At 64.7% G+C, this 20,563-nt stretch carries 17 protein-coding genes and 1 pseudogene; 12 read left to right on the forward strand and 6 right to left on the reverse strand.

Annotated elements, in window-relative coordinates; all coding sequences use genetic code 11:
- The first annotated feature begins 34 nt into the window (after positions 1–34).
- From ccsB to msrQ, 3 genes are all read left to right on the forward strand, one after another.
- Complete coding sequence (ccsB, locus tag E1742_RS18660; RefSeq protein ID WP_134386559.1) at positions 35–1,225, forward strand: c-type cytochrome biogenesis protein CcsB; 1,191 nt, start codon at positions 35–37, stop codon at positions 1,223–1,225.
- Positions 1,226–1,317: 92 nt separating this feature from the next.
- Entirely contained in the window at positions 1,318–2,292 is a 975-nt protein-coding gene (msrP, locus tag E1742_RS18665) for a protein-methionine-sulfoxide reductase catalytic subunit MsrP (protein ID WP_134386560.1), read from the forward strand.
- Positions 2,292–2,915, forward strand: a complete 624-nt coding sequence (gene msrQ, locus E1742_RS18670; RefSeq protein WP_134386562.1) for a protein-methionine-sulfoxide reductase heme-binding subunit MsrQ — start codon at positions 2,292–2,294, stop codon at positions 2,913–2,915. Before msrP ends, msrQ begins: the two co-directional genes overlap by 1 nt.
- A 55-nt stretch (positions 2,916–2,970) precedes the next feature.
- On the opposite strand, the gene lysA is transcribed toward msrQ, so the two are convergent.
- Entirely contained in the window at positions 2,971–4,245 is a 1,275-nt protein-coding gene (gene lysA / locus E1742_RS18675) for a diaminopimelate decarboxylase (protein WP_134386564.1), read from the reverse strand.
- 15 nt (positions 4,246–4,260) lie between these two features.
- On the reverse strand, positions 4,261–4,575 hold the full coding sequence (gene lptM, locus E1742_RS18680) for an LPS translocon maturation chaperone LptM (RefSeq protein WP_307721883.1): 315 nt from the start codon (positions 4,573–4,575) through the stop codon (positions 4,261–4,263).
- Between lptM and cyaY the strand changes: the two genes are divergently transcribed.
- Positions 4,487–4,828 (forward strand): iron donor protein CyaY, encoded by a 342-nt coding sequence (cyaY, locus tag E1742_RS18685; protein WP_134386568.1) that lies wholly within the window; start codon positions 4,487–4,489, stop codon positions 4,826–4,828. The genes lptM and cyaY overlap by 89 nt on opposite strands.
- Before the next feature lie 69 nt (positions 4,829–4,897).
- Here cyaY and E1742_RS18690 read toward each other — a convergent pair whose 3' ends face one another.
- Positions 4,898–6,403: a SulP family inorganic anion transporter gene (locus E1742_RS18690; RefSeq protein WP_206076691.1), complete on the reverse strand. Its 1,506-nt coding sequence runs from the start codon at positions 6,401–6,403 to the stop codon at positions 4,898–4,900.
- Complete coding sequence (locus E1742_RS18695; protein WP_189569213.1) at positions 6,403–8,727, reverse strand: penicillin-binding protein 1A; 2,325 nt, start codon at positions 8,725–8,727, stop codon at positions 6,403–6,405. The genes E1742_RS18690 and E1742_RS18695 overlap by 1 nt, the downstream gene beginning before the upstream one ends.
- A gap of 352 nt (positions 8,728–9,079) precedes the next feature.
- On the opposite strand from E1742_RS18695, the gene E1742_RS18700 reads away from it, so the two are divergent.
- The 8 genes and pseudogenes from E1742_RS18700 (at position 9,080) to E1742_RS18735 (ending at position 17,494) form a co-directional block, all read left to right on the forward strand.
- Positions 9,080–10,156 carry a pilus assembly protein PilM gene (locus tag E1742_RS18700; protein WP_134388231.1) on the forward strand — a complete coding sequence of 359 codons (1,077 nt, stop codon included), beginning with the start codon at positions 9,080–9,082 and terminating at the stop codon, positions 10,154–10,156.
- Positions 10,156–10,782 carry a PilN domain-containing protein gene (locus E1742_RS18705; protein WP_134386572.1) on the forward strand — a complete coding sequence of 209 codons (627 nt, stop codon included), beginning with the start codon at positions 10,156–10,158 and terminating at the stop codon, positions 10,780–10,782. Before E1742_RS18700 ends, E1742_RS18705 begins: the two co-directional genes overlap by 1 nt.
- A gap of 2 nt (positions 10,783–10,784) precedes the next feature.
- Positions 10,785–11,450, forward strand: a complete 666-nt coding sequence (locus E1742_RS18710) for a type IV pilus inner membrane component PilO (protein WP_134386574.1) — start codon at positions 10,785–10,787, stop codon at positions 11,448–11,450.
- Entirely contained in the window at positions 11,447–11,977 is a 531-nt protein-coding gene (locus tag E1742_RS18715) for a pilus assembly protein PilP (RefSeq protein ID WP_134386576.1), read from the forward strand. The genes E1742_RS18710 and E1742_RS18715 overlap by 4 nt, the downstream gene beginning before the upstream one ends.
- A complete protein-coding gene (locus tag E1742_RS18720; protein WP_134386577.1) occupies positions 11,974–14,118 on the forward strand; it encodes a type IV pilus secretin PilQ in 2,145 nt (714 codons plus the stop codon). Before E1742_RS18715 ends, E1742_RS18720 begins: the two co-directional genes overlap by 4 nt.
- Positions 14,119–14,355: 237 nt before the next feature.
- A pseudogene (gene aroKB / locus E1742_RS18725) lies at positions 14,356–15,974 on the forward strand (bifunctional shikimate kinase/3-dehydroquinate synthase AroKB).
- Between the two features lie 2 nt (positions 15,975–15,976).
- A complete protein-coding gene (locus E1742_RS18730; protein WP_371860166.1) occupies positions 15,977–17,107 on the forward strand; it encodes a deoxyguanosinetriphosphate triphosphohydrolase in 1,131 nt (376 codons plus the stop codon).
- 81 nt (positions 17,108–17,188) lie between these two features.
- The gene (locus tag E1742_RS18735; RefSeq protein ID WP_134386579.1) at positions 17,189–17,494 is read left to right on the forward strand and encodes a hypothetical protein; all 306 of its coding nucleotides are present in this window, start codon (positions 17,189–17,191) and stop codon (positions 17,492–17,494) included.
- Here the strand turns inward: E1742_RS18735 and mutY are convergent.
- Both mutY and E1742_RS18745 read right to left on the reverse strand, forming a co-directional pair.
- Positions 17,491–18,612, reverse strand: a complete 1,122-nt coding sequence (gene mutY / locus E1742_RS18740; RefSeq protein ID WP_134386580.1) for an A/G-specific adenine glycosylase — start codon at positions 18,610–18,612, stop codon at positions 17,491–17,493. The two genes, E1742_RS18735 and mutY, sit on opposite strands and share 4 nt — an antisense overlap.
- Before the next feature lie 23 nt (positions 18,613–18,635).
- On the reverse strand, positions 18,636–20,558 hold the full coding sequence (locus E1742_RS18745) for a dynamin family protein (protein ID WP_134386581.1): 1,923 nt from the start codon (positions 20,556–20,558) through the stop codon (positions 18,636–18,638).
- Between the last annotated feature and the right edge of the window lie 5 nt (positions 20,559–20,563).

A 20,563-nucleotide genomic window follows, 5' to 3' on the forward strand; every position in this document is an offset into this window, starting at 1 on the left:
ACGGCGTAAGCTTAGGTAAATGAAGGAGACCAGCATGGATATCACACAAAACGGGACCTACACGGAAGCGCCGGGCTACTTCCGCCGCCTGACCGTGGCGGACTGGCTGTTCGCGGCCGCGCTGCTGGCCGCCGCGCTGTTTGCGCTGAACCGCTACGGCGCCTATATGGACGTGTATGAAAAAGTCATCCTCGTGCTGTCCGCGCCCACGTCCGCCGCGCTGGGCTGGCACTGGAAACCGGTGCGCTGGCTGATGCCGGCCGTGGCGCTGCTGTCGCTAGGGGCCATCGCGCTGTACGGCGGTAACCTGGAAGCGGCCGACAACCGCTTCTGGCTGCGCTATATGCTGTCGAGCCAGTCCGCCATCCTGTGGATGAGCGTGTTCTTCTTCCTGGCCACCCTGTTCTACTGGATTGGCCTGGCGTCGCGCCCACCGAAGGCAACGAAGGAGGAGCCGGTTCAGAAGCATTCGCCCGCCGGCGCCGCCATCGGCTCGCGCCTGTGCTGGGGCGCCGTGCTGCTGGGCTGGACGGGCATGATGGTGCGCTGGTACGAGTCGTACCTGATCGGCGCGGACGTCGGCCACATCCCCATCTCGAACCTGTACGAAGTGTTCATCCTGTTCGCGCTGATCACCGCCATGTTCTACCTGTACTACGAGCAGCGCTACGCCACGCGCCAGCTTGGTCCCTTCGTCATGCTGATCATTTCGGCGGCCGTGGGCTTCCTGCTGTGGTACACCGTGGCGCGCGGCGCGGCCGAAATCCAGCCGCTGGTGCCGGCGCTGCAAAGCTGGTGGATGAAGATCCACGTGCCGGCCAATTTCATCGGCTATGGCACGTTCGCGCTGGCCGCGATGGTGGCATCGGCCTATCTGCTCAAGTCGCACGGCTATCTGGTCGACCGTCTGCCCGCGCTGGAGCTGCTGGACGACGTGATGTACAAGGCCATCTCCGCCGGCTTCGCGTTCTTCACCATCGCCACCATCCTGGGCGCGCTGTGGGCTGCCGAGGCCTGGGGCGGCTACTGGTCGTGGGACCCGAAAGAGACGTGGGCGCTGATCGTCTGGCTGAACTACGCAGCGTGGCTGCACATGCGCCTGATGGCCGGCCTGCGCGGCCGCGTGGCTGCATGGTGGGCGCTGGTCGGCCTGCTGGTGACGACGTTTGCGTTCCTGGGCGTGAACATGTTCCTGTCGGGCCTGCACTCCTACGGCGCGCTGTAATGTAATGCAGTTGTAATCCGCTGCGCTTTCGGAATGAGGTAAGGTTAGTCCCGTATTTTTACTGTATCAAACCACTCATTGTCGGAGCTGTCATGCTGATCAAACGTTCCCCCAACGGCATCGACCTGCCGTTTTCGTCGGAGATCACGCCGCGCGCGGTCTTTGAAAACCGGCGCGCCTTTATCCGCCAGATCGCCGCCGGCTCCATCGCCGGCGGCGCGCTGCTGGAAATGCTGTCGCGCGAAGCGTTCGCGCAGGGCGCCAAAGCGAAGCTGCCCGCCCAGCGCAACGCGGCCTACTCGGCACAGGACAAGCTGACGGCCCTGCACGACGCGACCCACTACAACAATTTCTATGAATTCGGCACCGACAAGAGCGATCCGGCCGAAAATGCCGGCACGCTGCGTCCGCGCCCCTGGACGGTGTCGATCGAGGGCGAAGTGAAAAAGCCGATGACGCTCGACCTCGATGCACTGCTGAAACTGGCGCCGCTGGAAGAACGCGTCTACCGGCTGCGCTGCGTGGAAGGTTGGTCGATGGTGATTCCATGGATTGGCTACTCGTTCTCGGAGATCATCAAGCGCGTGGAACCCACGGGGAACGCGAAGTACGTCGAGTTCATCTCGCTGGCCGACCGCAAACAGATGCCGGGCGTGAACAGCCGCGTGCTGGACTGGCCTTACACCGAAGGGCTGCGGCTGGACGAGGCGAATCATCCGCTGGCGCTGCTGACCCTCGGCATGTACGGCGAGACGCTGCCGAACCAGAACGGCGCGCCGGTGCGCCTCGTCGTGCCGTGGAAGTACGGCTTCAAATCGGCCAAGTCGATCGTGAAAATCCGCTTCGTGCGCGACATGCCGCGCACGTCGTGGAACCGCTCCGCGCCGTCCGAATACGGCTTCTATTCGAACGTCAACCCGAACGTGGACCACCCGCGCTGGTCGCAGGCCACGGAGCGGCGCATCGGCGAGGACTCGTTCCTGTCGCGCAAACGCAAGACGCCGATGTTCAACGGCTATGACGTGGCGTCGCTGTATACCGGCATGGACCTGAAGAAGAATTTCTGATGGCACCGAAACAGGTCACGGCTATCAAGGCGGCCGTCTTCGTGCTGGCGCTGGTGCCGTTCGCCCGGCTGGTCTGGCTGACGTTGACGGGTGCGCTGGTCGAGCCGCTGCAGTTCATCACGCGCTCGACGGGCGACTGGACGCTGTACTTCCTTTGCATCACCCTGGCGGTGACGCCGCTGCGGCGCCTTTCGAAATGGAACTGGCTGCTGAAAGTGCGCCGCATGGTGGGGCTGTTTGCGTTCTTCTATGCGCTGCTGCACTTCACCACGTTCCTCTGGTTCGACCATTTCTTCGACGTGGCGGAGATGCTCAAGGACGTGGCCAGGCGGCCGTTCATCCTGGTCGGCTTCATTGCCTTCGTGCTGCTGGTGCCGCTGGCCGTGACTAGCACGAACGCCATGGTGCGCCGCCTGGGCGGCAAGCGCTGGCAGTGGCTGCACCGGCTGATCTACGTGATTGCACCGCTCGGCGTGCTGCACTTCTGGTGGATGAAGGCCGCCAAGCACGACCTCAATCAGCCGATGCTGTTCGTCGCCATCGTGGCGGTGCTGCTGGCGCTGCGCGCGTGGTGGGCCTGGCAAAAGCAAACGCCGGCAAGAGCCGGCGTCGCACAACGATAAAACCCGGGTCTGTTCCCAAAACCAGGGTCTGTCCCGGGTTTTTGGCGGGTTTCCGTTAGCGGATCAGTGACTCCAGCGCGAACAGCTCTTCCGGCGTTTCGCGGCGGCGCACCAGGTGCACCTGGTCGCCGTCGACGATGACTTCGGCGGCGCGGCCGCGCGTGTTGTAGTTCGAGGCCATCGTCATGCCGTAGGCGCCCGCCGTCTTCATGACGAGCAGGTCGCCCGCTTCCACGGCGAGGGCGCGGTCGCGCGCCAGCCAGTCGCCCGATTCGCAGATGGGGCCGACGACGTCGAACGTGGCGCCGCCCGTCGCCTGCTTCACGGGCTGCATGTCCATCCAGGCCTGGTACAGCGCGGGCCGCGCCATGTCGTTCATGGCCGCGTCGACGATGCAGAAGTTCTTCTCTTCGCCGTACTTGATGAATTCCACTTTCGTCAGCAGCACGCCCGTGTTGCCGACGATGGAGCGGCCCGGCTCGAAAATCACCTTGATCGCCTTGCCGCCGTGCTTTTCGGCGCGCCATGCCTCGACGCGCTGGAACACGCGCGTCACGTAGTCGCCTGCGTGCGCGGGCGCTTCCTCGCCGGCCACGCCGTAATCGATCCCCAGGCCGCCGCCCACGTCCAGGTGATGCAGGTGGATGCCCTCGGCCGCCAGAGCGTCGATCAGTTCGATCAGGCGGTCCAGTGCTTCCAGCAGCGGCGTGTCGTCCAGCAGCTGCGAGCCGATATGGCAGTCGATGCCCGCCACGTCCAGGTGCGGCAGCTGCGCCGCCATGCGGTAGGTGTCCAGCGCATCGCTGAACGCGACGCCGAATTTGCTGGCTTTCAGGCCAGTGGCGATGTAAGGGTGGGTCTTCGGATCCACGTTCGGATTGACGCGCAGCGACACGCGCGCCTTCTTGCCCAGCGCGCCGGCCACTTCATTGAGACGGTGCAGTTCGGGAATCGACTCGACGTTGAAGCACAGGATATCGTGCTGCAGCGCCAGACGCATCTCGTCGACGCTCTTGCCCACGCCGGAGAAGATGACTTTCTTCGGGTCGCCGCCGGCGGCGATCACGCGCAGCAGCTCGCCGCCGGAAACGATGTCGAAGCCGGCACCGCGCCGCGCCAGCAGGTCGAGGATGGCCAGGTTCGAGTTGGCCTTCATCGCGTAGCACACCAGCGCGTCGCGGCCGGCGCAGGCGTTGGCGTAGGCATCGAAGTTCTCGAGCAGCTGGGCTTTGGAGTACACATACGTCGGCGTACCGAACGTCTCGGCGATGATAGGCAGGGCGACACCTTCGGCGCGCAGGACACCGTTCTGATAATCGAATTGGGACATTGAGTGGCTGGACAGTTACTGTTGGGATGCGGGAGGCGTGGAAGGAACCGGGGCCGAAGGCGGCGCGGTGCCGGGTTTGCCCAGCTCGGCGGCGGGCTTGTTGGGCGGCTTCGGCATATACAATGGGCCCGTCTGGCCGCAACCTGACAGAAAAACAGCGGCAATAACAGCGGCGACAGGCAACGCTAAAGTGAACTTCACGATTAGAATCTCGGTATGAACAGAACCCTTGGAGTGTAGCATGACCGAAACCGAATTCCTGGACCTGGCCGACAGCACGCTGGCCGCCATCGAGAGCGCGCTCGACCGCCTCACCGACGAAGACCGCATCGACGTCGAATGCAGCCGCAATGGCAATGTGCTGGAGATCGAGTTCCTGCACAATGGCTCGAAGGTCATCGTCAACAGCCAGGCGGCAATGCAGGAAATGTGGCTGGCGGCCCGCTCCGGCGGCTTCCACTACCGTTACGTCGACGGCAAGTGGGTCGACACCCGCGACGGCACGGATCTCTTCGACGCGCTGTCGCAGGTCACAACCGAGCAGGCGGGCAGCGGCCCGGTCGTCGTCAGCCCGCAATCATAAAAAAACCGGTGACAGGCTCCGGTTTCGGGAAACTGGAGCCTGTCACCGGTTTTGCGGTTCGCCGGGACTTTATGCGAGCCGGTTATCGGCGATGCGGTAGTGCGGGTCTTCGAATTCGTTGATCTCGACCATGCTCTTGGCCTTGTCGAGAATCTCGAGGCAGTCGGGGCTCAGGTGGCGCAGGTGCAGCGTCTTGCCGGCCTGCTGGTAGCGCACCGCCAGCGCGTCGATGGCTTCCACGGCGGAGTGGTCGACAACCTTTGCGTCGCGAAATTCGATCACCACGTGCTCGGGATCGTTCTTCGGGTCGAACAGCGCGGCAAAGCTCGACGTCGAGGCAAAGAACAGCGACCCTTTCAGCGCATACACTTTCCAGCCGCGCGCATCGGTGTGCACGCGTGCCTGGATTTCCTTGGCGTGCTGCCACGCGAACACCAGCGCGGCAAACACGACGCCGGCCAGCACGGCAATTGCCAGGTCGGTCAGCACGGTGATGATCGTGACGCCGACCACGATGACGGCGTCCTGCCGCGGAATCTTGCGCAACGTTTGCAGGCTGCCCCACGCAAACGTCTTTTCGCAGACGACAAACATCAATCCCACCAGCGCGGCCAGCGGAATCATCTCGATCCAGCGCGACAGCAGCACGATAAAGCCCAGCAGGAACACGGCGGCGACGATGCCGGAAACCCTTAGCCGCGCGCCGTTGTTAATGTTGATCATGCTCTGACCGATCATGGCGCAGCCGCCCATCGAGGCGAAGAAACCGCTGACGACGTTGGCGATACCCTGCGCCATGCTTTCGCGGTTCGGCCGACCGCGCGTGTCGGTGATCGCGTCGACCAGGTTCAATGTCAGCAGCGTTTCGATCAGGCCGATCGCTGCCAGGATCAGCGCGTACGGCAGCACGATATACACGGTCTCCAGCGTCAGGGGCACCTGCGGCACGTGGAACGTGGGCAGGCCGCCGGCGATCGAGCCCATGTCGCCCACCGTCTTCGAGTCGATGCCGAAGGCAGCCACGAGCCCGGAGACGATGAGGATGGCCGCCAGCGACGACGGCACGGCTTTTGTCAGCCTCGGCATGAGGTAGATGATCGCCATCGTCAGCGCGACAAGGCCCAGCATCGTCCACAGTGCCGCGCCGGACATCCAGACTCCCGCTACCTTGAAGTGGCCGAACTGCGCGATGAAGATGACGATGGCCAGGCCGTTCACGAAGCCCAGCATGACGGGATGGGGCACCATGCGGATGAATTTGCCCAGCTTGCAGGCGGCAAACAGCAGCTGCAACACGCCCATCAGCACGACGGCCGCGTACAGGTATTCCACGCCGTGGGTGACGACGAGGCTCGTCATGACGACGGCCAGCGCGCCGGCGGCGCCGGAAATCATGCCGGGCCGGCCGCCCAGCGCGGAGGTCAGCAGGCAGACGATAAAGGCGGCGTACAAACCCGTCAGCGGGCTGACGTGGGCGACCAGGGCAAACGCGATCGCTTCCGGCACCAGTGCCAGGGAGACCGTGATGCCGGATAAAACGTCCGCTCGCAGCTGGGTGGAATGCATTTCAGCCATCAGAACAACTCATTCTTGACGGCGTCGCGCGCCTTTTCCTCGGCCGGCGTGCCGCGATTGGCGCCTTCCAGGCTTTCCACACCCACGCCCGGCGGGTTCTCCGCATAGTAATAGTCGCCGTTCGCCATGACGATGCCGTCCGGGACCGGGCGCTCTTCGACAGGAACGGACTTCAGCGCCTTCTGCATGTAGCCGATCCAGATCGGCAGTGCCAGCCCACCGCCCGTCTCGCGGTTGCCCAGGTTCTTCGGCTGGTCGTAGCCGATCCAGGCGATGCCCACGAGTTTCGGCTGATAGCCGGCGAACCATGCGTCGATCGAATCGTTGGTCGTGCCGGTCTTGCCCGCCAGGTCAGGGCGCTTCAGCGCCTGCTGGGCTTTCGCGGCCGTGCCGTAACGGGCCACGTCGCGCAGCATGCTGTCCATCAGGAACGCATTGCGTTCGTCGATGACGCGGTTCGCTTCCACGCCGGCACGGTCCGGCGCAGCCTGTGACAGCACGCGGCCGTTGGCATCCGTGACCTTCGAGATCAGGTAAGGCGTGACTTTGTAACCGCCGTTGGCGAATACCGCATAGGCGCCGGCCATCTGCAGCGGCGTCACGGCACCGGCACCCAGCGCCAGCGTCAGGTACGGCGGGTTCTTGTCCGGCTCGAAGCCGAAGCGCGTGGCGTATTCCTGGCCGTAGCGGGCGCCGATCTTGTGCAGGATGCGGATCGAAATCATGTTCTTCGATTTCGTCAGGCCGCGGCGCATCGTCATCGGACCTTCGTACCTGCCGTCGTAGTTCTTCGGTTCCCACGCCTGGCCGCCCGTCTGGCCCGCATCGAACGAGATCGGCGCGTCATTGATGATCGTCGCCGGCGACAGGCCGCGCTCCAGCGAAGCGGAATAAATGAACGGCTTGAACGACGAGCCGGGCTGGCGCCACGCCTGCGTCACGTGATTGAACTTGTTGCGGTTGTAATCGAAGCCGCCCACCATCGCCTTGATCGCGCCGTCTTCCGTGCTGGCAGCAACGAATGCCGATTCGATTTCCGGCATCTGCGTGATTTCCCAGTCCTTCTCTTCCTGCCTGACACGGATCACGGCGCCGCGGCGGATGCGGCGGTTCGGCGCGGCCTTTTCCGCCAGCCAGGCCTTGCCCATGTCGAGCCCCTTGCCGGTGATCGAAATCTCCTCGCCCGACGCCGTCACGGCCGTCACCTTCGTCGGCGACGCCGTCAGCACCATGGCGGCGACGATGTCGTCGCTGTCCGGATGCTCGGCCAGCTCCGTCTCGATGATCTCATCGGCCTCGCTGCGGTTCTTCGGCAGATCGACGTACGCCTCCGGCCCACGGTAGGCGTGGCGGCGCTCGTAATCCATCACGCCGCGGCGCAACGCCAGGTAGGCCGCGTCCTGGTCGGCCTTGGTGATCGTCGTGAAGACGTTCAGACCGCGGGTGTACGTGTCGTCCTTGAACTGTTCATAGACAAGCTGGCGTGCCATCTCGGCCACGTATTCGGCATGCACGCCGAATTCGCTGCTGTCCGTCTTTACTTTCAGCTGCTCGTTTTTCGCTTCCTCGAATTGCGCCGGTGTGATGTAGCCCAACTGCGCCATGCGCTGCAGGATGTACTGTTGTCGGATGCGCGCGCGTTTCGGATTGACGACCGGGTTGTACGCGGAAGGTGCTTTCGGCAGACCCGCCAGCATGGCCGCTTCGGCCACGGTGATGTCCTGCAGGTGTTTGCCGAAATAGATCTGCGAGGCCGAAGCGAAGCCGTACGCGCGCTGGCCCAGGTAGATCTGGTTCATGTAGACCTCGAGAATCTGGTCCTTGGTGAGGTTCTGTTCGATCTTCCATGCCAGCAGCGCTTCATAGGCCTTGCGTTTCAGCGTCTGTTCGCTGGACAGGAAAAAATTGCGCGCGACCTGTTGCGTGATCGTCGATGCGCCCTGGCGCGCGCCGCCCGTCGCATTGTGCAGCGCCGCCCGCAGGATGCCCCAGTAGTCGACACCGCCGTGTTCGTAGAAGCGGTCGTCCTCGATGGCCAGCACGGCCTTCTTCATGACGGCGGGAATGTCCTTGAAACGCACCAGGTTGCGCCGCTCTTCGCCGAATTCGCCGATCAGCACGTTGTCGGCCGAATAAATCCGCAGCGGCATTTTCGGCCGGTAATCGGTCAGCGTGTCCAGCGACGGCAGGCTCGGATAGGCCAGCGCCAGGCCGAAAACGACGAGCAGGACGGCGCCCAATACGAGGCCGACGACGGATGCCAGAGCGAGCAGCAGGAAGTTCTTGGGGGACTTGGGTTTGGCAGCGTTGTTGGGAGGAGTCATGCGACGGAAACTTTCATAATTTTGTGCAAGCATTATAAGCGAGCCCCATTTCGCGCGGCACGCGCGGCCGCCTCGCTCTGTGCTCGCACAATTTTGCATGAGCAACAAAACAAGAGTGTTGTCGCGTCGGCTATACAGACTGAAAACTGTATGGCCCATCGCGCACAGTGTCACAAAAATTCCCTGTAGAAATATCTTTACACCCGCTTCCGGCCGTTGCTAGGATTCAATATCAATCCCGCCTTGGGTGTCAAGCTATTGTTTTTTAAGCGATTTTTTCAATTATGCAAACAAAACTGGTGTGGTCACTGGCGTGCCCAGCGCGCCGCGCCGGACGGGGAGCGCGCCTATGATGCCCGACCTGAGGGCTTTGTTCGGCGGCACCGCGGCGCCACTGGTCGGCCTGGACATCAGCACTTCCAGCGTGCGTCTGGTCGAGCTGAGCGACGCCGGGAAGGACGGCCTGCGCCTGGAGCGCTATGCCAGCGAGGCACTGCCGCGCGGCGCTGTTGCCGACGGCAATATCGAAAACCTGGACCAGGTCGTGGACGCCGTACGCCGCGTCATCAAGAAGAGCGGCACGCGGGCGCGCAACGTCGCGCTGGGCATGCCCCCGGCGGCCGTCATCACGAAAAAGATCATCCTGCCGGCCGGGATGTCGGAAGAGCAGCTGGAAGTGCAGGTGGAATCCGAAGCGAGCCAGTACATCCCCTTCGCGCTGGACGAGGTGAGCCTGGACTTCGACGTGATCGGCCCTGTCGCCCGTTCCGCGGACGATATCGAAGTGATGCTGGCCGCGGCCCGCCGCGAAAAGATCGAGGATCGCGTGGCGGTTGCCGAGGCGTCCGGGTTGAAGGCGTCCGTCATGGACATCGAATCGTATGCCGCGCGCGCCGCGCTCGAACGTGTACTGGCGCAAGCGCCGGGCGGCGGCGCAGGCCAGGTGGTCGCGCTGTTTCAGATCGGCGCCCAGGTCACGCATTGCTCGGTGATGGCCGATGGCGTCACCGTGTACGAGAAGGAGCAGCCGTTCGGCGGCAATTCGCTGACGCAGGACATCGTGCGCGCCTATGGCCTCGCTTTCGAGGAAGCGGAAGCGCGCAAGAAGGCGGGCGACCTGCCGGACAATTACGCCGCCGCCATCCTGGCACCGTTCCTGGAAAGCGCCGCGCTGGAAGTCACGCGCGCCATCCAGTTCTTCTTCACGTCGACCCCGTACACAAAGATCGACCGCATCTGCCTGGCCGGTGGCTGCGCGCTGGTGCCGGGCCTGCTGGACATCGTCGCCGGTCGCAGCCGCATCGCCACGGCGGTGGTCGCGCCATTCGCCGGCATGAAGCTGGCAGGCACGGTGCGCGAACAGCAGCTGCGCACGGATGCACCGGCGTACCTGGTCGCCTGCGGCCTCGCATTGCGGAGGTTCGGCTGATGATCCGTATCAATCTGCTGCCGCACCGTGAGGAAAAGCGCAAGCAGCGCAAGGCCGCCTTCGTCGCATTGATGATGTTCGCGGCGCTGATCGGCGTCGGCATCGTACTGGTGGTGGGCGGGTACAACGCCCGCGCCATCGCCGTGCAGGAAGGCCGCAACGGCGAACTCAAGACGGCGATCGCGGCGCTGGACGGCAAGATCCGGCAGATCGCCACGCTGAAACAGGAAATCGAGGCGCTGAAGGCGCGCCAGCAGGCCGTGGAGGACCTGCAGGGCGACCGCAATCAACCTGTCTACCTGCTCGATGAACTGGTGCGGCAGACGCCACCCGGTGTGTACCTGAAGGCATTCCGCCAGGAAGGGCAGCGCGTGACGGTAAACGGCTACGCCCAGTCGCAGGAGCGGGTCTCGGAACTGCTGCGCAATATGTCGAGCGCATCGCCGTGGCTGGAGCGGCCGGACCTGGTCGAGGTCAAGGCGGGCACGATCGGCCAGGGCAAGACGGCGCGCAAGGTAGTGGAGTTCGCCGTCATTGTCGGCATCAAGCGGCCGCGCGACAAGGATAAGCCGGAAGACGACGGCAAGCCGGCGGTCCAACCCGCCGCGGCGGAAAAGGCGACGTAACCATGGCAACGGACATCAGAGATCTGATCGACGCCATCGGCGCCCAGTTTCGAGGACTGAATGGCTTGCATCCCGGCCAGTGGCCGCTGGCGCCGCGGGTCCTGTGCGGCATCGGCGTGGCGCTCGCCGTGGTGGCGCTGGGTCACTTCGCCTACTGGAGCGGGCAGTTCGAAGAACAGGAGGCAGGCGCGGCGCAGGAGCAGAACCTGCGTACGGAGTACCGCATGAAGACGGCGCAGGCGATCAACCTGACGGCGCTGGTGGCGCAGAAGGCGCAGGTGGACCAATACGTCGTGCGGCTGGAAAAGCAGTTGCCGAGCAAGGCGGAAATGGCGGCGCTGCTGTCGGACATCAACCAGGCGGGCCTGGGCCGCGGCCTGCAGTTCGAGCTGTTCAAACCGGGCCAGGTGGTCGCCCGCGATTACTACGCCGAGCTGCCGATCGATATCAAGGTCACGGGCAATTACCACGACATCGGCGCGTTCGCCAGCGACATGGCGAACCTGCCGCGCATCGTTACGCTGAACAATATGGTCTTGAGCTCGGGCCGCGACGGCGCGCTGACGCTGGACGCGGTGGCCAAGACCTTCCGCTACCTGGATCAGGATGAAGTGGCGGCGCAGCGCAAGGCCGCGGCGGCGCGCAAGAAGAAGGAGCCGAAGCCATGAAGCATGCCTCGATCCTGATGCTTGCATGCGGCCTGCTGCTGGCCGGGTGCGGCGACAGCGACGTGCAGGAAGTGCGCCAGTGGATGAAGGAAGTGGACGCCACCACGCGCGTGGCCGTCAAGCCCCTGGCGGAACCGAAGACGTTCGTGCCGTTCGTGTACGCGTCGCAGCAACAGCCTGACCCGTTCAATCCGAACAAGCTGATCACGGAGGCCAGGGCCAGAGCCGGCGACGGCGCGCAGCCCGACATGGGCCGCCGCAAGGAATTCCTCGAGGGCTTCCCCCTCGATACGATGAAGATGGTCGGCACCTTGCAGAAGGGCAGCGCCGTGTACGGCTTGCTGCAGATCGACCGCACGGTGTACCAGGTCAGGGCCGGGCAGCACCTGGGCCAGAATTTCGGCCTGATCACGGCGGTGACGATGGACGCCGTCCACGTCAAGGAACTGGTACAGGATGCGGCTGGCGAGTGGGTCGAGCGCATGTCGAAGTTGGAGCTGCAGGGCAGCAAGGAGAGTACGCAATGATCGCCATTCAAACACTGCGCCGGGCCGGCGTCGCGCTGGCGCTGGCTTGCGCCAGCGCGGGCGCGCTCGCGCAGCACGCGATCGAGTCGGTCACGGCCAACCAGCAGGGCTCGAACGTGATCGTGCGGATCGCCCTGGACGGCAGGCCGGAGAAGCTGCCGGCCGGTTTCGCCACGACCAATCCGCCGCGCATTGCGCTGGACTTCGGCAAGACGACCAACGGAACGGGCCGCACCACCCACGATTTGGAAGTGGGCGACCTGCGTAGCGTGAACGTGGTGCAGGCGGGCGAGCGCTCGCGTCTTGTGTTCAACCTGAAGCGCCCGCTGAACTACGCCACCGCCATCGACGGCAGGAACGTCATCCTGACGATCGATTCGTCCGGCGGCACGGCCACGGCCGTGGACAGCCGCGGGCTGCCCGCCGCGCAAGCGGCGCCGGCCCCCGCGAAAGTCGCCGCGCGGCCGACCTTGCGCGATCTCGACTTCCGCCGCGGCAGCAATGGCGAAGGCCGCATCGTCGTCGACCTGCCCAACAGCCAGGTGGCCGTGGACGTACGCCAGGGCGCCAACGGTGTCACGGTGGACTTTCTTAAGACGGCGCTGCCGGAAACGCTGCGCCGCCGCCTCGACGTGACGGACTTCGGCACGCCGGTCGCGCTGATCACGACGACGCCGCAGGGCGACAACGTGCGCATGCAGATCGAAGCGAAGGGGCTGTGGGAGCAGAGCGTCTACCAGAGCGACACGCAACTGGTCGTGGACGTCAAGCCGATCAAGGAAGACCCGAACAGGCTCACGCAAGGCTCGCAGGGGTATCGGGGCGAGAAGCTGTCGTTCAACTTCCAGAACGTGGAAGTGCGCGCGGCGCTGCAGGCGATTGCCGACATCTCGGGCCTGAACATCATCGCCAGCGACAGCGTGGCGGGCGGCCTGACGCTGCAGCTGAAGAACGTGCCGTGGGACCAGGCGCTGGACGTGGTGATGCAGGCGAAGGGCCTCGACATGCGCAAGAACGGCAACGTCATCTGGATCGCGCCGAAAGAGGAACTGCTGACGAAAGAAAAGCTGGAGCTGGAACAGAAGGCGCAGATCGCCGAGCTGGAGCCGCTCAAGTCCGAGATCTTCCAGCTGAACTATCAGAAGGCCGAAGCGTTCAAGACGGTGTTCGGCCTGGAAGGAGGCGACTCGCGCAACCGCATCCTGTCCAAACGCGGCAGCGCCATCATCGAGCCGCGCACCAACCAGCTCTTCGTCACCGACGTCGCGGCGAAACTGGACGACGTGCGCAAGCTGATCGCCAAGACGGACGTGGCCACGAAACAGGTGCTGATCGAAGCGCGCATCGTCGAGGCCAACGATGGCTTCACCCGCAACCTGGGTGCGAAGCTGGGTTTTGCCGACATGCGCACCATCCGCGGCGGCCAATCCGGCTGGTCGCTGGGCGGCGACAACCGCATCGGCGTCGGCGGCAATATGAACGGCATCGGTCAGACTACGGGTCAGGTGGCGCTGACGGATGCGACGAACGACTTCGGCAACACCCAGTTCATCAACCTGCCGGCCGCGCCCATCAACGGCGTCGCCGCGGGTAACCTGGCCGTCAGCCTGTTCAACGCCGCCGCCAACCGTTTCCTCAATCTGGAGCTGTCAGCGCTGGAAGCGGACGGCACCGGCAAGATCATCTCCAGCCCGCGTGTCGTCACGGCGGATAAATCGATCGCGCTGATCGAACAGGGCCTGGAGCTGCCGTACCAGGTTGCGACGAGCAGCGGCGCCACGTCGATCGTCTTCCGCAAGGCGAACCTGCGGCTGGAAGTGACGCCGCAGATCACCCCGGACGGCAACGTCGTCATCGACGTGGACGTCAACAAGGACAGCGTGGGCGCGGAAACGCGCGCCGGCTTCGCCATCGACACGAAGCACGTCAAGACGCAGGTCATGGTGGAAAACGGCGGCACCGTCGTGCTGGGCGGAATTTACCAGCAGACGGAGCGCACTACGGTGTCGAAAGTGCCGTTGCTGGGCGACGTGCCGGTGTTCGGCTACCTGTTTCGCAATACCAGCCGGACCAGCGAGAAGACCGAACTGCTGGTATTCATCACGCCAAAAGTGGTTGCGGACCGGCTGTCGGCACGTTAACGCGGCCATGGCGGCGTTGCCGCCGCCTTGCCGTGCTGAAGCACTGTCTTCGCCGGCGCCCTGACCTGACCACGTTAGCGCGCCGACAGTACGAGTTCAATACCAGAAGAAGACGGCCAGGCTGCCCAGCAGCCCGGCCGTTTTGCATTGTGGGCCGGCCCGCGCCCGCTCAGATTACAATGCGATGTCTGTTACACATTCCAACACGCGATGCAGAATGTATTTTTGGTAGGGCTCATGGGAGCGGGGAAGACGACGATCGGCCGCATGCTGGCGCGCAAGCTGGGCCTGCGCTTCGTCGACTCCGACCACGAGATCGAAGCGCGCACCGGCGCCACGATACCCTGGATCTTCGAGATCGAGGGCGAGGGCAGCTTCCGGCGCCGCGAGGCCGAAGTGATCCGCGACCTGTGCGGCCAGGAAGGCATCGTGCTGGCCACAGGCGGCGGCGCCATCCTGAACCCCGAGAGCCGGGCGGTGCTGCAGCAGCGCGGCACGGTCGTCTACCTGCGTGCCAGCATCCCCAGCATTCTTGCGCGCACGAGCCACGACAAGAACCGCCCGCTGCTGCGCACGGCCGATCCGCGTGCCAAGCTCGAAGAGCTGATGGCCCAGCGCGAGCCGCTGTATCTGGAGATGGCGCATCTCGTCGTCGATACGGGACGACCTAACGTACAATCGATGGTCCAGATCATCATCAACCAGCTCGACGCGCTCGCCTGCCAGGCGGCGCCCAATTGCACGACGCAGGCACAAACTTCGATGAACGAACAGACCAATATCCTACTCAATGTCGACCTCGGCGAGCGCAGCTACCCGATCTCGATCGGCCCCGCCGTGCTGGACGACCCGGACCTGCTGGCCCGTCACGTCAACGGCCGCAAGGTGGCCATCGTCACCAACAGCACCGTCGCCCCGCTATACCTGGAGCGCCTGCGCGCGCCGCTGGCGGCCGCCGGCAAGGACGTCATCGCCGTCGTGCTCGACGATGGAGAGGAATACAAGAACTGGGCCAGCCTGATGCGGATCTTCGACGCGCTGCTGGCCAACAAATGCGACCGCAAGACCACGCTGGTGGCGTTGGGCGGCGGCGTGATCGGCGACCTGACCGGCTTTGCCGCCGCCTCTTACATGCGCGGCGTCGATTTCATCCAGGTGCCGACGACCCTGCTCTCGCAGGTCGATTCGTCGGTAGGGGCAAGACGGGCATCAACCACCCGCTGGGCAAGAACATGATCGGCGCGTTTTATCAGCCGAAGGTCGTGCTGGCCGATACCTCGACGCTCGATACCTTGCCGCAGCGCGAGCTGGCGGCCGGCCTTGCGGAAGTCATCAAGCATGGCGCCGTGATCGACAGCGATTTCTTCGACTGGATCGAGGACAATATCGACAATCTGGTGGCGCGCGACCGCGCCGCATTGGGCTACGCGATTGCCCGATCGTGCGAGATCAAGGCGGACGTGGTGCGCCAGGACGAGCGCGAAGGCGGCCTGCGCGCCATCCTCAACTTCGGCCATACGTTCGGCCATGCCATCGAAGCGGGCATGGGCTATGGCCACTGGCTGCACGGCGAAGCGGTCGGCTGCGGCATGGTGATGGCGGCCGAGCTGTCGCTGCGCCTGGGCTATATCGATGCCGAGACGGTGGCACGCGTGCGCGCGCTGGTGACTGCGGCCGGCCTGCCCGTCAAGGCACCCGACCTGGGCACGGCGCGCTGGCTGGAACTGATGGAAGTGGACAAGAAGAACGAAGGCGGCGACATCAAGTTCATTCTGCTCAAGCCGCTCGGCACCGCGCTGGTTACCACCGCGCCACGCGCTCTGCTGCTGGACACCATCGCGGCCTGCGTGGAGTGACGATGGAAGACACGCTCGCCCCCTACGCCGCGCACTCGGAACAGGGCCGCGGCCGTCGTTTCGCGGAGTCGCCGCACGCGTCGCGCAGCCAGTTCCAGCGCGACCGTGACCGCATCATCCATTCGACGGCGTTCCGCCGGCTCGAATACAAGACGCAGGTGTTCCTGAACCATGAGGGCGATCTGTTCCGCACCCGGCTGACGCACAGCCTGGAAGTGGCGCAGATCGGCCGCTCGATCGCCCGCAACCTGCATCTGAACGAAGACCTGGTGGAAGCCATCGCGCTGGCGCACGACCTGGGCCACACGCCGTTCGGCCACGTGGGGCAGGACGTGCTGAACGAATGCATGCAGCCGCACGGCGGCTTCGAACACAATCTGCAAAGCCTGCGCGTAGTCGATCACCTGGAAGAACAGTACGGCGCGTTCGATGGCCTGAACCTGATGTTCGAGACGCGCGAAGGCATTCTGAAACACTGCCCGGCCAGCAATGCGCGGCTCCTGGGCGACGTGGCGCAGCGCTTCCTCGACAAGACGCAGCCGTCGCTGGAAGCACAGCTGACGAACCTGGCCGACGAAATCGCCTACAACAGCCACGATATCGACGACGGGCTGCGCTCCGGCCTGATCACCATCGCGCAGATGGAGGAAGTCGCATTCTTCGGCCGGTTGTGGCGCGAAGTACAGGGCGCGTTCCCCGGCCTGACGGGCCGCCGCGCCATCTATGAAACGCTGCGCCGCCTGATCACGGCGCTGGCGGACGACCTGATCGTCACGTCGCGGCAGCGCATCGCCGAGGTCAACCCGCGCAGCATCGACGACGTGCGCGCGGCGCCGCCGCTGATCCGTTTTTCCGACCCGATGCGCAAGGACGCGACGGACCTGAAACGCTTCCTGCGCGAAAACCTGTACCGTCACTACAAGGTCAACCGCATGCGCCTGAAGGCCAGCCGCATCGTGCGCGAGCTGTACGAGGCATTTACCCAGGATCCGCACCTGCTGCCGCCGGATTACCGCGAACCGACGGGCGACGCGACACGCCAGGCGCGCCGTATCGCCGACTATATTGCCGGCATGACGGACCGCTACGCCATCCGCGAGCACAGCCGTTTGTACTCGCTGGAAGAACTCTGATTAGCGGCAAGCTCGAGTACTGATTCGCTTGACTTCAAAACCCGCCGGGTCAACGATGGTGTCTTACGCAAGGAGATCATCATGAGCGATGACACCATCGAATCCGAGGCGAAAGCGCACCGTCACGGCGGAAACGGGCACAACAACGGTCACAACCATAACAACGGCGCCGAGCGCCGCTTCGCCGCGATCGAGCGCGATGTCGCCGTAATCGCTTCGAACTATTGCACGAAAGAAGACCTCGTCAAGGTGGAGCTGAAAATGCTGGACCGCTTCGGCCGCCTCGATGCCACATTGGCGGAACTGGAAAGCCGGGTCGTACGCTGGGTCTTCGCCTCCGTCGTCTCTGTCGCGGCCGTCTGCTTCACCGCCGGCAAGCTCCTTTAAAACAGCCGCGCCTGCGCGTCCGCCGCGTTCCCCAGCAATTCCACCAGCAGCTTCTTGATCGGCGCGGGCAGCGCCGCTTCGCCCACCTTCCCGATATCGAGCCAGAGCACGCTGCCGTTGCTTGCCAGCGGTGCGCGTTGCGCCAGCGTCACCAGCATCGGCACGATGTGCAGCTTGTAGTGCGTGAAGCCGTGCGTCACCGTGCGCAGGCGTTCCTGCGATTCCGGCACGCCGAACGGTTGCACGGCGCGAGAGACGTATTCCTCGTCCACCTCCACGTGCTCCTCGTCGTCGATCAGAATGTGGCCCGCCACTTCCGGCAGCGACAGCAGCCCGCCCCAGATGCCCGTCGCCGCGCGCTGTTCCAGCAGCACCTGGCCGTCGTGCACGACCAGCAGCATGACGGCGTGTTTTTCCGGCACCGTCTTTTTCGGCTTGCGCACGGGCAGTTCCTTGGTGCGGCCGGTGGCGTAGGCCACGCAGCGCGGCTGCATGGGGCAGCGTGCGCAGTCGGGGCTGCTGCGCGTGCACAGCGTCGCGCCCATGTCCATCAGCCCCTGCGTGTACGACTCGATGCCTTCGGCCGGCAGCAGCGCCTCGGCGCGGCGCCACATCGCCTCTTCCGTGCGGCGTTCGCCCGGGTAGGTGTCGATGCCGAACACGCGCGCGAACACACGTTTGACGTTGCCGTCCATGATGGCCGCGCGGGTGCCGCTGGAGAATGCCGCGATGGCGGCCGCCGTCGAGCGGCCGATGCCGGGCAGGTCGGCCAGCAGGACCGGATCGGACGGGAACACGCCGCCGTATTCCGCCACGATGCGCTGGGCGCATTTGTGCAGGTTGCGCGCGCGGGTGTAGTAACCGAGGCCGCTCCACTGCGCCATCACGTCCTCCACGGGAGCCGCCGCCAGCACGTGGACGGTGGGGAAGCGTTCCAGGAAGCGGGCGTAGTAACCCAGCACGGCCGCGACCTGGGTCTGCTGCAGCATGATCTCGGAGAGCCAGATGCGGTAAGCGTCGCGCGTGTTCTGCCAGGGGAGGGTGTGGCGGCCGTGCTGCTTTTGCCAGCCGATCAGCGTGGCGGAAAAAGAGGGATCGATGAATTCTTCGTACTGCAAGGTGGTCCTTGATAAAGGGGCGGTCAGGCCGCGGCGGCGATGAGTTCCGCGTCGATGGCGCTGCCGATGGCGACAGCCAGTTCGGCCAGGCGCGCCTTCTGCTGTTCCAGCGCGGCCTGGCCGGCTTCGAACGTTTCGATTTTCTGCTCCAGCGAATCGGCCGCGTCGTGGATACGCTGGATCGATGCCTGGCGGTGTTTCAGTTGTTCCCTGTGCTGCAGGATGTGCGCTTCCAGCGGCGTCATGATGCCCTTCAGCCAGCCTTCCGCATCGGCGTTGGCCGCCTTGAAGCAGCGTTTCACCTGCGAGGCGATCGTGTCGAAGAAGCGCTCGATCAGTACCACGCGGCTTGTCAGCAGCAAAGTGGCCGTGCCGAACTGCTTCTGGTAGATCGCCTCCACCTCGGATACCTCGCTGCGGTATTTCGCCAGCGAGAACGCCGGCGGCAGCGCGATGGCCAGGCCATGCTCGCCGGAGAACTTGCGGTACATGACCTCCATCATGTCGCGGATTTCCGCCACCTTGCGCTCGGATGCTTCCAGCTCCGCCTGCACGCTGTCGAAGAATGTCCGCACGGCTTCGCGCATGCCGGTGGAGAAGCGGCTGCGGCCCATGGCGTCGCGCACCTGCAATACATGGTCACGCAGCACGTCCATGCCCAGCGTGCCATACAGTTCCGTGGACAGGCGCGTAAACACAGCCCGCGTTGCCTGCAGCCGGAACAGACTGGCGTCGAATTCGCGCTTCTCGGCATCCACGCGGCGCATCATGTGGGCGATGACGTTCTGGTTCTTGCCGCGCAGGCTGCGTAGCTCGTGCAGCTGTTCGGCAAAGCCGCGCATGCGCGCCGTCAGCAGCGCCTGCTGGGCCGCGTTGAGCGACTGCAGGTCGTCGGCCAGCCGGCGCCGCACGATTTCCTGCTTGGCCGGAATCAGCTCCTGGAACAGCGCCGTCTCCAGTTCGGCGATGCGGCTGCGCGCCAGCAGGGGCGCATCGTCCGTGATCTTCGCCACCAATGCCTTGTGGGCCGAGACGGGAAAGACCTGGCCCGCGTCCACGCCCAGCAGGTGCGCCACATGCTCGCGCTGGCGGCCGATTTCGTCGTCCACCTGTGAGTCCGGGCGCAGCGCATCCCACATGCCGTCGATCTTGTTGAGCACCACGAGGCGGCCGGCCCCCGCGCCGATATGCTCGCGCCAGACTTCGATATCGCTCTTCGTCACGCCCGTATCCGCCGCCAGGATGAACAGCACCGCATGCGCGTGCGGAATCAGGTTCAGCGTCAGTTCCGGTTCCGTACCGATCGCGTTCAGGCCCGGCGTATCGAGGATGACGAGCCCCTGTTTCAGCAGCGGATGGGGAAAGTTGATGATCGCGTGGCGCCAGCGCGAGATCTCGACCTGGCCCGCAGCGTTCAGGGTGGCGGGCAAATCCGGATCGTCCGGGTCGTACAGGCCGTAGCGCTGCGCTTCCTCCACGCTGACGTGGCGCGTCTGGCTGACCTGCCGGAACACCTCGTGCATCTCGTCGGCCGCGTCCACGTTCAGCGGCAGGATCGTCCACGCGCGCAGGTCGTCGCGGTAGTCGCTGGTGGACAGGTTGGCGGCGCGCGTCTCGATCGGCAGCAGCCGGATCGACGGCGGATATGCGGAATCGTACGACAGCTCGGTGGGGCACATCGTCGTGCGCCCGGCAGCCGACGGCAGGATGCGCTGGCCGTAGCCGGCAAAGAAGATCGCGTTGATCAGTTCGGACTTCCCGCGCGAGAATTCGGCCACGAACGCCACCGACAGCTTGTCGTCCGACAGCCGCGCCAGCGTGGCCGCCAGGCGTCCCTCGGTTGCCCCGTCCAGCAGGCCGGCAGCCGTCACCCAGGCACGGTAGTCCTGCAGTGCCGCCACCACGCCCTGGCGCCATGCGCTGTACTGTTCGAGATCCCTGACCATGGTGT

It is taken from the genome of Pseudoduganella plicata (assembly GCF_004421005.1).
GTDB classification, from domain to species: Bacteria; Pseudomonadota; Gammaproteobacteria; order Burkholderiales; family Burkholderiaceae_D; genus Rugamonas; species Rugamonas plicata.